Annotated in this window: 10 protein-coding genes and 1 pseudogene; 4 read left to right on the forward strand and 7 right to left on the reverse strand. The window is 39.9% G+C overall.

Annotation, left to right across the window (positions count from 1 at the left end):
* Positions 1-37: 37 nt before the first annotated feature.
* The 3 genes from V7K44_RS01700 to V7K44_RS01710 are packed head-to-tail and all read right to left on the reverse strand — an operon-like array spanning position 38 to position 2621.
* Positions 38-1174, reverse strand: coding sequence for a helix-hairpin-helix domain-containing protein (locus tag V7K44_RS01700; protein WP_334928054.1), 1137 nt, complete (start codon positions 1172-1174; stop codon positions 38-40).
* 6 nt (positions 1175-1180) lie between these two features.
* Complete coding sequence (locus V7K44_RS01705) at positions 1181-1951, reverse strand: PP2C family serine/threonine-protein phosphatase (protein ID WP_334928056.1); 771 nt, start codon at positions 1949-1951, stop codon at positions 1181-1183.
* Positions 1952-1961: 10 nt separating this feature from the next.
* Positions 1962-2621, reverse strand: coding sequence for a vWA domain-containing protein (locus V7K44_RS01710; RefSeq protein WP_334928058.1), 660 nt, complete (start codon positions 2619-2621; stop codon positions 1962-1964).
* A 221-nt stretch (positions 2622-2842) separates the two neighbouring features.
* Between V7K44_RS01710 and V7K44_RS01715 the strand changes: the two genes are divergently transcribed.
* Entirely contained in the window at positions 2843-4024 is a 1182-nt protein-coding gene (locus V7K44_RS01715) for a class I SAM-dependent methyltransferase (RefSeq protein WP_334928060.1), read from the forward strand.
* 70 nt (positions 4025-4094) lie between these two features.
* Here V7K44_RS01715 and bioB read toward each other — a convergent pair whose 3' ends face one another.
* Entirely contained in the window at positions 4095-5102 is a 1008-nt protein-coding gene (gene bioB / locus V7K44_RS01720) for a biotin synthase BioB (protein ID WP_334928418.1), read from the reverse strand.
* A 480-nt stretch (positions 5103-5582) separates the two neighbouring features.
* On the opposite strand from bioB, the gene V7K44_RS01725 reads away from it, so the two are divergent.
* The 3 genes from V7K44_RS01725 to V7K44_RS01735 all read left to right on the forward strand — a co-directional run bounded on the left by V7K44_RS01725 (position 5583) and on the right by V7K44_RS01735 (position 8933).
* Positions 5583-6158: a GNAT family N-acetyltransferase gene (locus tag V7K44_RS01725; RefSeq protein WP_334928062.1), complete on the forward strand. Its 576-nt coding sequence runs from the start codon at positions 5583-5585 to the stop codon at positions 6156-6158.
* Positions 6159-6546: 388 nt separating this feature from the next.
* Entirely contained in the window at positions 6547-7002 is a 456-nt protein-coding gene (locus V7K44_RS01730; protein WP_334928064.1) for a hypothetical protein, read from the forward strand.
* 473 nt (positions 7003-7475) lie between these two features.
* The gene (locus tag V7K44_RS01735; protein ID WP_334928066.1) at positions 7476-8933 is read left to right on the forward strand and encodes a protein adenylyltransferase SelO; all 1458 of its coding nucleotides are present in this window, start codon (positions 7476-7478) and stop codon (positions 8931-8933) included.
* A 251-nt stretch (positions 8934-9184) separates the two neighbouring features.
* Here V7K44_RS01735 and V7K44_RS01740 read toward each other — a convergent pair whose 3' ends face one another.
* The 3 genes and pseudogenes from V7K44_RS01740 to V7K44_RS01750 all read right to left on the reverse strand — a co-directional run bounded on the left by V7K44_RS01740 (position 9185) and on the right by V7K44_RS01750 (position 12862).
* Positions 9185-10423 carry a site-2 protease family protein gene (locus V7K44_RS01740; RefSeq protein WP_334928068.1) on the reverse strand — a complete coding sequence of 413 codons (1239 nt, stop codon included), beginning with the start codon at positions 10421-10423 and terminating at the stop codon, positions 9185-9187.
* 391 nt (positions 10424-10814) lie between these two features.
* A pseudogene (locus V7K44_RS01745) lies at positions 10815-11106 on the reverse strand (transposase); the annotation flags it as partial.
* A gap of 16 nt (positions 11107-11122) precedes the next feature.
* Positions 11123-12862: an ABC transporter ATP-binding protein gene (locus tag V7K44_RS01750; RefSeq protein WP_334928070.1), complete on the reverse strand. Its 1740-nt coding sequence runs from the start codon at positions 12860-12862 to the stop codon at positions 11123-11125.
* Positions 12863-12921 lie beyond the last annotated feature (59 nt).

Here is a 12921-nt window from a genome sequence, read left to right on the forward strand (position 1 = left end):
CTATTTTTTCTCGAAGATCGACAGAGTAGGACTTCATTTAAAAGGATTTATATTTTAATCTAGTGTACCTCATAATAGACGCAAGTGCTGTATCTTTGGCAAAAGTTTTAAATGGTGATGTTGATACAGTAACAGCAGCTTGTTTTGGTCTAACAAACCCAGGAAATATATCAGTACCAAGTTTTGTAGAACGATCGCACCAATAACACTTACCATAAGTTCGGCTGTAATAGTGGCTGTCTAACTTTCCGCAGATACTTAACTCATTAACAGCAAGTCTGAGCGCCTTTACCCAATCCCCAGCAGTTGGGCGCGAGTTAGGATTTTTATAACCATCATTAAAACATCTGAGAAAACATCGCTGAACCTCTGGGTGAACAATCTCAAGCGGAATTGTCCTTTCTACAGGTTGAAACAAACTGTTTGGTGCATACAGCCATAAACCCCGGCGGATAAGTTCATTAGTTTCTGGAGTTGCCCCCGCGCCTATCCACTTTCCCCCAAAAGGAGTTTCACCAAACAACAACTGATAGATAATGACTGCTAACCGGAAGCGATCGTGTACTTCTGTTTGATCGATGCTAAAAAAATCTTTATCAATCAGTTCAGGTGGTGTATAGTCTGGTGAACCAACTGGACAACGATAAATCTTGCCATTTACCGGATTCCGAACCTGAAAGGAATCAGTATCAATAATTGAAGGTAAGGCGCGATCGTTAACAAGAATATTTTGCTGTTTGATGTCACCTAAAATATAACCAGAAATGTGAATTGCTTCAATAATTGAGGCGATATTCAGCGCTGTTGTGTGGAGAAAACGCCAATCAATATCAAGTTTCAAAGCCTTTCTCTTACTGGGATTGTATACATCAATAAGTTCTTTTGCTTCCTTAATTTCCGGCATCAAAAAGCCCACACAATCACCCTGAGCATCTTTCAGTACTGACTTAGGCCAAGCAAAAGAAATATGATTGAGGTGAGAGTTTGGCTCTTTGGGTCGGTGCGCTATCATTACAGCTAATTTTTGCACACGCTCAGGAGTTTGCGAGTGGTAAATTTTTGCTAAGTAACCATTGTGATTAGTTCGCCAAACTTTACCTTCACCACTATCAGCGATCGGTTCACCCAGCAGAGTAATTGATTTTCCCGTACTAGCACAGGTGAGAACTGTCATCGAATTTTACTCTCTATCAAACAAGCACAAAAGTAAAGTTTTATCATCGTCAGTGCGAGAATTTAGCCGCTCAGAGTTGAGGAATTCCGTTAAATATTTATCCTCCTTTGGATTAATAGTTTCGTGCAAGTATTCCTCCAAAGGTTTAAAGAAAGGTGAGAAAGGTTTCCAGTCGCTCAAGCGAATTGCTACTTTTTCCAGCCCATCAGTGGAAGCACAAATAAACTCTTGTTTTTCGGAAATAACCTCTACCTGCATATCTTTTACTGCATTTGTTGAGGTGATAAAAGTTGTTTCATTGACAAACTCACCTTTATCTGGTTGAAACAACAGTTTATATTCTGACTCTTGTGAACGCAGCACAATAAATCCATCCCCGATTTGCATAGCTGCAATCCAGCCAGGAGTTGCCACGAAAACTAATAACGTACAAGCTAAATCATTGACAGAATAATATCCTTCTTCTGCTTGCTTGTGTAATTCTTTAATAACTTGATTCACAATCTTAGTAAAAACTTTCTCCGCTTCTTCTTTGGAAAGTGGTTGAGAAAAATCTTCCTTCTGAGGAGATTCATTAATTTCAGAAAAGCATTTGAGTACCGTTTCTATCGCTAAGTTAGAACCAACATCAGAATGTTTGGCGCTACCAGCACCATCAGCAACTGCGCCTACAATTACATCATCAAAGATGCGATAATCCACATAATCTTGACAAACTATCTCCTGCTTTTGATGACTTATTCCGATCGCAGAATCCGCAACAGCTTTCCAATTCACAAAATTTCCCCTAAGTAGTAATTTGACCCCATCCCACAGCCGGTAAAGCTACAGCCTGTCCCACTTTGCCACTAGAAACCCGTTTCATCGAAGCAGAAAGCCAGACAAACAACTCACGAAAATCTAAGCGATTTAGCATAATTGGTGGACGTTCAGGTGGTGAAATTTGTTGGAGGATATTCATATCAGCACCCTGTACACCAACTGCAAAAAATAACAGTCGGCTTTGTGCTTCTGCTTCTCTCAATCTTTGCGCGGCTAATAACCACGAGTCTGTTGGCGCTCCATCTGTAATCAAAAATACCCAAGGGCGATAATAGAGAATACCGTTGTCTTTATAAGTCTGTTTGCGGTTTTCTAGAAAATCCAAAGCATACTCAATCGCTCCACCCATTGGGGTACCACCATTTACTTCCAATATAGGCGGTGTAAATTGGTCAATTGTTACAAAGTCTTGCTTCAGTTTAACTATGGGGCCAAATGTAATCATTGCCACTTCCACACTCAGCGATGCTTGAGAATCTTTGAGTACATCTTCTTTAAAAGCAGCAAGTCCTCGATTTAACTCTTGGATAGGCTGACCTGACATAGACCCAGAAGTATCGAGTAAAAGAATTACAGGGCAACGATTTTCTGGATTTTCAACGAATTCAGGCAATCCTATAGCCATTCCATACTCCTTAATAAGTAAGTTTTTATACAGAATTACAATTAGATAAAGTTTATTAGCTAATAGATACTTAAACAGTAGTGTTTTTACTGAAACGACTTTCCTATCTAAAATATATGGGTTGATGGCGATGTCTACGACGGGCTGCGCCTACGCAATTATTTGTCTACCTGAAGTGTCCACCATTCGCTAAACTCAGAAATACTGCGTTATTCCTCATCATGTCCGATTCTCAAACTGTTAGTGCTGCTGTTGCCAAACTCTACAATACCTACCCCTTTCCGCCAGAAGCCCTGTTGGATGAACCACCTCCAGGCTACAACTGGCGCTGGAATTGGCTAGCCGCTCATAACTTCTGCACAGGTCAAAAACCCCAAAGGCAAGATATTCGGATTTTAGATGCAGGTTGCGGTACTGGTGTGGGTACAGAGTACCTAGTTCACCTCAATCCTCAAGCTTCTGTTGTGGGAATTGACCTCAGTACTGCTGCTTTAGCTGTAGCAAAAGAACGTTGTCAGCGTTCAGGGGCTAACCGGGTTGAATTTCATCACCTCAGTTTGTTTGATGTGGAACAGTTACCGGGTGAGTTTGATTTAATTAACTGTGTTGGCGTTTTGCATCATACCCCCGATCCCATTCGCGGTATTCAAGCTTTGGCGAAAAAGTTAGCCCCAGGCGGCTTAATGCACATTTTTGTGTACGGAGAGTTGGGACGTTGGGAAATTCAACTCATGCAAAAAGCGATCGCACTTATTCAAGGTGACAAAAAAGGCGACTACCGCGATGGTGTCCAAGTCGGGCGAAAAATATTTGCTTCTTTACCAGAAAATAACCGAATTGTCAAATACGATAAACAACGTTGGTCATTAGAAAACAACAAGGATGAATACTTTGCTGATATGTACGTTCATCCTCAAGAAATTGACTACAACATTGAGACGCTGTTTGAATTAATAGATGCTTCGGGATTGGAATTTATTGGTTTCTCGAATCCGAATTTCTGGGATTTACAGAGACTTCTGGGTAAAGCACCAGAGTTAGTGGAACGAGCAAAAGAATTGAGCGATCGCCAGCTTTACCGTCTGATAGAATTACTAGATCCAGAAGTAACTCATTACGAGTTTTTCCTCGGTCGTCCTCCTTTAATCAAAGCTGACTGGTCGGAAGATAAGACCCTACTGGCAGCAATTCCCGAATTGAATCCTTGTCTTGAGGGATTTCCCAGTCAATGTTTCTTTAATTACGATTACCAAATTGTTAATTTATCTGTAGCAGAGTTTGAGTTTATGCAAAGATGCGATCGTAATTCCACAGTTGCAGAGATATTGACAAATGTAGAACTGGGATTGGATGAGGTAAGAAGCCTTTTGCAACAGCAGTTGATTTTATTGACACCTGCTTAGGGAATTTAGGTAAAAAATATCCAATTATTTATTGTGGGATGGCCCTTTCGGCTATCCCACAATTAGATATTTACCCTACAACAGCCGAACTTGCTACTTTCTCCTGTCTTTGGGAAGGCGGACGCATTCCCAAACCAAGTAAATTCAGCATTTCTCGGTCAGTATCGTAATCTGGACAGGGAGTTGTCACTGTCAACATCTTGTTGTCGTCGCTGGAAAAGATAGAATTGGCTCCTGCCATAAAGCAGAAAGCTTGCTCAACTTGAGAAAGTCTCGCCCTACCAGCACTAAGACGCACATCGGAAGCTGGCATTAAAATTCTGGCTGTGGCAATCATCCGCACAATATCCCAAATGGGGACATCAGGCTGATTTTCTAAGGGTGTTCCTGGTACTTGTGAAAGAATATTAATCGGCACAGACTCTGGATGAGGATGTAAGTTTGCCAGAGTTTGTAACATCCCAACCCGATCATCGATGGTTTCGCCCAAGCCCAGGATACCGCCAGAACAGACAGTAACATTTGTCTGACGGACATTCTCAATTGTGTTCAAGCGATCGCTATATGTTCTCGTGGTAATAATTGTGCTGTAATATTCCTGCGAGGTATCTAAGTTATGGTTGTAGGCATAAAGTCCCGCTTCTTCTAATTTCCTGGCTTGATTTGCCGTCAACATACCCAGAGTGCAGCACACTTCTAAACCCATTGCCGTCACATCCTTGACCATTTCCAGGACTTCCTCAAATTGTGAGTTATCCCGCACTTCGCGCCAAGCTGCACCCATACAGATGCGACTAACACCAGTTTCTTTAGCTTTCTGGGCGATGTTAACTACTGTTTCCTTTTCTAGGAGTGCTTGCGCCTTTACCTCTGTTTTATAGCGGGAAGATTGGGCGCAGTAGCTACAATCTTCTGGACAACCTCCCGTTTTGATAGATATAAGCTTGCAAACTTGTATTTTTGTTGAGTCATGATATTGGCGATGCACGCTAGCAGCTTGATAAATAAGCTCTAGCAATGGCGTATTGTATATCGCCCGAATCTCTAATTCCTGCCAATCGTAGCGTATTCCCACCACATCACTATCCTTCTTGTAGACTGGGTTAATCAAGAGCTGTTTTTTGCTTGAATCTGCTGCGGTACAGCGTTTAGGCAAAGCAATTTTATCGAAGTTATGCCGCGCACTGTGCTTTATCATCCATTGGCTCTCAATCCTTCCGCTCTAGATATTAGACATCAGCTTATCAAGATTTTGGTTGAATGGCAGATTAAGAGCAAAAATACTCACCCTATCTGTTGTAAAGGGCATTAGGCACTTATACTGAGTTTCGACTGCGCTCAACTACCGCTTTGCCGTTGGCGTGGTAAGAGAGCTTTGTCGTTCGCGCAGCGTCTCGCAGAGAAGTGCAGTCTCTCCAATAGTTGTATTAAACATTAGCAAGACTTATGTAACTGGCGTGCGAATTCTATTCCCCCTAGCTGCTAAACCACAGGTTATGAGAGAATTTATAAAATTTAGAGAATGTTTTGGGAAGAGATCCCGCAGATTAAGCAATTTATGATATCAGAACTGCCAATAATTGCAAGCGATCGCCTATTATTACGAGCAGCGATCCATGAAGATATACCCCAAACTCTCAAATACTTTATTGATAACAAAACTTATCTCACTCCATTTTATCCTCTTTGGGCTGATGGTTTTTTCACTGAAGAATATTGGCAATATCAGATAGAGAATAGTTTTCTAGAATTTATCAATGGGCAATCGTTAAAACTATTTGTTTTTACCAAAAAAAATCCTACCGTAGTTATTGGAACAGTCAATTTTAGTAATTTTGTCCGAGGAGCCGCTCATTTTTGCTATGTAGGATATAGCCTTGCTGAAAATAAACAAGGTAAAGGCTATATGACAGAGGGGTTAAAATCCGCAACTCAATATCTATTTGAAGAGTTAAATTTTCACCGAGTTATGGCTAATTATATGCCTCACAATCGGCGCAGTGGTAATGTACTCAAAAGACTCGGTTTTGTCGTTGAAGGATATGCTAGAGACTATTTGTTAATTAATGGGCAATGGGAAGATCATATTTTGACAAGTCTGACAAATCCTCATTGGAAAATACTTAATTTTTAAAACATACTGAGAATTTTTCAAGGTTTTTGTTTTATTTTATCGACTATATCTGTTAAGAGATTAATTCATTTATCATTATTATTTACAAACCTTATTTATCCAATCTAAATCAATAGTCAAGCAAGGCTAAAATATCACTATAATACTTGTTTTGTTTTATTATCTATGCGCAAATTACAGCTAATTTGCAATACTATAATATTGAGATCGGAATGGATTTAATATATCAATTGTGAATATCTACAAATTCATAGTAAATTCATAATAACTACACAACAACTCCACAAGCAAATGCAATAGTAATATTTGTTCACTACTAGGCTTAGTTATTAAGGTTAGCTTTAGCCGATGTGTCCAATTTTCTTAAATAGTTGAGGAGTCTTTTAAAATGCTCATTAATTCTAGAAAGTGCTTATCTGTCTTTTCGACTATCTTCGCTTTTGCTACCATCTTAAACGGAGTTGTCTTGGCAGCACCAGGCCCAAATTCTGCCACTACACCAGCCTTAAAAACTCAGACTAGTGCTGCATCACACCAGCCAATTAAACTCACACAGCAACAGCGGCTACAAATCCAAGTTGCTCGCCAGCAAAGAGATAAAGATATTGAGGCTCTATTAAACCCGTCCCAAGATACTAAATTTAAGGCGGCACTGCAATCCCGTCAGAGAATCAGAATAGTGTTAAAATCTTTGGATCTCAATCAAGATCAACAGAAACAGGTTCAATCAATTTTGCAAGCTTATAACCTGCAAGTGAAAAAAATTCTAGCTTCACAGGTATCACAAACAACATCAAAGCCAGTAGGAATTGTTGCACCACCATCAGAACCAATTAAAAAATAAAAAGTCAGCTTTATTTAATTAAAATTAAGTTTCGGAAGACTGGCGGATTTTATCCAAACTTCGGTTGAGCCAGTCTTATTTTTTTTAATTGCAAAACTTTATTTATTCTAAAAGAAGGCAAGAGCAAAGGATTATAAATGAAAACTTTAGTTTTGAATCATTTGCTTTAAAACAAGAATTGTCTCGACCTGAAAGTGTCATAAGATACAAAAGAGTCAGTGCAGTTTTCTTCTTTAGCGCTAGCCTCTCCTTTTGGGAGAAGGGAAGACGCTTGTTGTAGGATGTCCGAAGGGCTTCGTACTTGCCTTCTAATTCCACGCTTTTAAAGGTGGGTTACTCCTGCTTCCTGAAGCGTTCCAGATTTTGATAATGGCGCTGCCATATTTTAGAGATGGGTTGCTTTTTGCGTCTATGCTGATGATCCTGAAGCCAGAGGTAGTATTAAAGGAAGAATGAATTAAGCTTTGCTCGTAATGACTCTGGCTGAAACCCCAAACTACAAGAATTCTAGCAATCCTTTTCTCACCCTCAACTACGAAAGCGCTTTAGAATCTCTAGGCGGCGACTACTACGATGAGGTTGCAGCGGCGGAATTTCCCCAACACATCCTGCGTTGGCGTAACGATGAACTATTACCCCGTTTTGGTCTAGACCCCCAAGTAGTCAAAGACAAAGATTTCATCGCAGCCTTTGGTCAATTTCAAGGGCGCAAACCCTTGTTGGCACTGCGTTACCACGGCTATCAATTTGGTGAATATAACGGACAGTTGGGTGATGGTAGAGGCTTTCTCTACGGGCAAGTACGCGCCAATGATGGCGAATTGTACGATTTTGGCACTAAAGGTTCTGGGAGAACCCCCTACTCCCGTGGTGGCGATGGTATGCTCACGCTCAAAGGCGGGGTGCGGGAAGTGCTGGCTGCGGAAGCACTGCACTACTTGGGTGTACGTACTTCGCGCTGTCTGAGTATGATTGAAACAGGTTTACCACTTTGGCGGGGCGATGAACCTTCGCCTACCCGTTCATCTGTGATGATTAGAATGAGCAGTTCTCATATTCGGTTTGGCACTTTTGAGCGACTGCACTATTTCCAGCGTCCAGATTTAACTAAGAAGTTGTTAGACCACGTAATTGAGCAGTATTATCGACACTTAAATGCTGAAGAAGATAAATATGCCCTGTTTTACGCCGAATTAGTTAAACGGGTTGCAGAACTAGTCGCGCAGTGGATGGCAGCTGGTTTTTGTCATGGAGTCTTGAATACTGACAATATGTCGATTACGGGAGAGAGTTTTGATTATGGGCCTTACGCATTTATCCCTACTTATAACCCATACTTTATAGCTGCATATTTTGACTATTCTGGACGCTACTGTTACAGTCACCAACCAAGTATTTGTCAGTTGAATTTAAAAATGCTCCAAGAACCTTTAAAGGCGATTATTGATAAAGCCGAAATGGAGTCTGGATTAGCTAGGTTTGATGAATATTATGAAGCTGAATACAGTTCTTTGATGTTGAAAAAGTTGGGTTTTATGGAGTTGGCACATCCACAAGCTCAAGAACTATTGAATCTAACGATTGAATTTTTGAAAGTGAGCCAAGTTGGTTATCACCAATTCTTTTATGAGATGGTTCGCACTTTTTCATCGAAATGGCGAGATGAACCAGGTTTTGTAATGAATGGTTCCGATATTGTACCAGTACCGGGTGCGTCAGCAATTTTTGATGATTGGTGCATACTATACCATCAAATTTTGAACGATTTTGATAGCGACCGCACCGATATAATTGCCCAAACTCTAGCTGTTAATAATCCCAAAACGGTATTATTAAGACCTGTGATTGAATCCATTTGGGAAGCAATTGCTCAGGAAGATAATTGGCAACCTTTTTATGATTTAGTGCAACAAATTCAATCTAGACAATAGAATAATTTAATCAGAGGCGTTGTATTGCAACGTCTCTAAAAACAATACTGGAATAAACCCTACCTTTTCTCCGATAAAATACTAAAGATAAGTACCTGTGCAAAATTAATTTCATACTCACATCACCTGAAATGCTTATAAAAACGTCATTTTAGGTTAAATAAATGTGTAAATATTTTTGCATGACTACTTATCTTTACTTTTTAAACCTACTTTTAATTGTTGTCTGACAATAGAAAAGAGTAAGAAAATTATGGCATTGTAAAGTAATTTGTTTTCTCTAAAATATGGTCGAATACCAGCCTATATTCATTAGACTTTAAATCTTCATTATTGTTGATTTTTTGCCAATGTTTTTGATATTCTTTTCGATTAGCTTTAAGATAATAAGCATAGGCTAAATATAAAAAGCCAATTGCCGGGTTTGTAGTTTCATTAACGGCTTTATTAAGACTAATATGACCTTTTAAAAGCTTAATACCTTCATCAATTTTTCCAATTTCAATTAACACACAGGCTCTTGTACCAACAACATAAAGATGTTGATTAGTGATATTAATCGCTTTTGCAGAGTAATCATCGGCTAAATTAAGAAACTCTCGTTGATTCAATCCTTTAAGTAAATAACTCCAAGCTAAGTTATTAAAAATAAATAATTGCATTGCATTTTTGTCTGATTCTGTAATAATTTTAGATAGCAATGCGATTGCTTCATCAACTTTTTGTTGACGAATTAGCGCCACAGAAAGATTTATTTTAGGAATTAAATATTTAGAATTATTAGCAATACATTCGCGGAAAATTAATTCGGCTTTTGGAAAATCCTTTTCTTCTAGATATTCCATTCCTTCTATAATCTTACCCGACAATAAAATCTCTTGTATTTTCTGTTGATTCATGAAAAATATCGTTATAAGCTGTAAGCCATCGGTAGGCATGGGAACTCCCATCATATTTACCTTGAAAGGCAACAGATTTAAAAAAATCAAAATAAAATTAGAAAATAAGAAAATATTGACTATTGTCAAAAATAGAGAAGCATTGTTTAAAGCTAGCGGATAAATACTTTTTATCGCTGAAATAATAATCATTACCAATGCCATTACCACCACCTGCAATCCAATCCCCCCTAAGGTAAAGAAAAAATAGCGTAGTCGCAAGAAATCAGGGGAAAATGTTCCAGGATTAATTAAACCACCTTGTAGCCCTTGATTAATTAGTAAAGTTGTGCCATTGAATTTATATTTAAAAATATTGTGTCCGAAGCCAATAGTAATTCTTTTGATAGGAAAATTGACAATCCAACCTGCGATTGCATGGCCAAATTCATGAATAATAATATCAATATAAATAAATCCAAAAAAGATTAGATTATAAATAAAAATCCACAAAAAGCTTAAGGACAAATCAATATTTTTTGTCAATAAAAAAGAGACAAAACTTGCCAATAGCAGGCCGATAAAGAGAGATTGTGTGAAGTTATTTTTCATAGAAATTACCGATTAAAAAAATCAGAAACTTACTCGGTTTAACCGACTTATATCATGTCCGGCTAAAGACTTATTGTTTAGACTCACACAGAGAGAAGTCTGAGCGCCGGCTTCCGGCGATAGCGCAGCGTTAGTTAGGTTATCAGCATCTGGCTTCTCTACGAGACGCTACGCGAACGACGAACAGAACTTCGGGGAACGCGGAGATATTTTAATCACTTGTGATTAGGTGGACATGATATTACGATACATTTATAGCACACTGAGAATAAATGCTACATAAGTTGCGTGTCTAAATATCATTTCAAAAATTCTTTGCAACACATCAAAAATCTGTAGGGGCGCATAGCTTTGCGACCCTACAAATTTTTGATGTGAGTTCGGGTTAAGATTAGGCGGCAGAAAGCAAATTGCGATCGATCGCGGGCTTCTTAGGTTGGTGGCAGTAAGCGATTAAACCGCAAACGATGTTGACGCTTGCAATTGACAGGCGAGCGGTGACGGGAATGCTCAATCTGGGAGATATTCTTGAACTGGTCAATGATGGTCTCAATGATCGAGCGTTTCCTGAGCAACAGGCGATGCCTACGGCGGGCTACGCCTACGCTCAACGACATGAAGCGATTTTTCATGTTACGTTTGAGTTTGGCAAGCAGCCAGATTTTGTCACACCCGATTAATTTTATTTCTTGGAAGCCCCTATTGTCTGTTCCCTGTCATAAACTGCTGGGCATAAAATCGCGCATAGCGACGCTCTAAGGCTAATAATTCTTCATGGGTTCCCGATTCGACAACTTCTCCCTGTTCGAGAACTAAAATACGATCGCACCGCCTAACTGTCGATAAACGATGAGCAATAATAAACACTGTGCGTTTTTCCATCAGTCTTTCCAGCGCTTCCTGTACCAGTGCTTCTGATTCGGAATCTAAGGCTGATGTTGCTTCATCAAGAATCAATATTTGGGGATTGAGCAGAACAGCACGAGCGATCGCAATTCTTTGTCTTTGTCCACCTGATAAGTTTACCCCACGTTCGCCTACCCAAGTCTTATAACCTTCTGGCAGTTGGCTAATAAACTGATGGGCATTAGCAATTTTCGCCGCCTCTTTAACTGCTTTGATGTCAAAAATATCTTGTCCAAAGGCGATATTTTGAGCAATTGTCCCGGAAAACATAATGGTTTCTTGAGGAACAATCCCAATTTGTCGCCGCAGACTATGCAACTTGACATCCCGAATATCAACATCGTCAATGAAGATTTGACCAACTTCGGGGTCATAAAAACGGGGGAGGAGGTTGACAAATGTGGTTTTACCAGCACCAGAAGCACCCACAAGAGCGATCGCTTCACCTGGCGATACCAATAAACTGATATCTTTTAATACAGGTTCACTTGGTTTGTAGGCGAAGGAAATATGACGATATTCTACTTTGCCTTTGACTGGGGGGAGAGCGATCGCATTTATCTTTTCGATCACCGTCGGCTGAATCGCCATCAATTCAAAAACGCGATCAACAGATGCTTCACCCTGCTTAAATTCGTTGTAGTTGTTAGTAGTGTGACCAATGGGATCGATTAACAGCGCCGCGGCCGCCAGATAGCTGAAAAAATTCGCCACTGTCAAGTTACCTTGGGAAATTTGCCACGCTCCCACAATCAGTAACGATAAGGCACTTAAAGCTTCCAAAAATCCGATGATCGGAATCTGGATTGCTTTCAGGCGTTCGGCTGAGTATTTTGCTTTGAGACTGCGTTCTGCTTCATGGCCAAAGCGGGCGATTTCGTAATTTTCGGCAGCAAAAGCCTGTACCAAACGAATACCGTTAAAAACTTCCGCGAGGATGGCTGATAAACCCGACACGCGATTTTGACTTTTTAAGGAATATTTGCGTAACCGTTCGCCAAACCAGCCAACTAAAATACCCATCAGTGGCGCAACTATCACCGTTGCTAGTGTCAGTTGCCAATTCAGGTAAATCATGTAAATCGGAATTGCTAGCAACTGCAAAATGCAGGGGATAAAGTCGTGAAATACTTTATTTACCACTTCACCAACTCGGTCAACATCTTCCGTGAGGCGGTAAGATAAATCACCAGCTTTTGCAGTTTCAAAATAGCTGAGATTTAGCTTTTGTAGATGTGCGTAGACTTGCTGGCGGAGATGAAAAGCAACTCTTAAAGAAGCTTTCGCCATGTACATATCTTGTATAGACTGAAACAAGCCTCTGACAAGAAATACTAAAGCACAACTACCAGTTATTTGAGCGATCGCTACTACATTACCTTGAGCAAAGGGAGTTGCCAATTTGCCGGCGAGATTAATTAATACTAAAGTCGCCAGCACATATCCCAAGATCCCAATAAGTCCCCTGGCGATGGTTTGCCACTGGAGTCGGATATAAGGCAGCAGTTGCCAGTAATTAGAACGGGTTTTCAAGCTCGAAAGTCCACAGCGATATTTTACTTTGTTTGACGCTAGCAGTTTTTAGTGAGTTT

The organism is Nostoc sp. (assembly GCF_036917235.1).
Lineage (GTDB): Bacteria > Cyanobacteriota > Cyanobacteriia > Cyanobacteriales > Nostocaceae > Nostoc.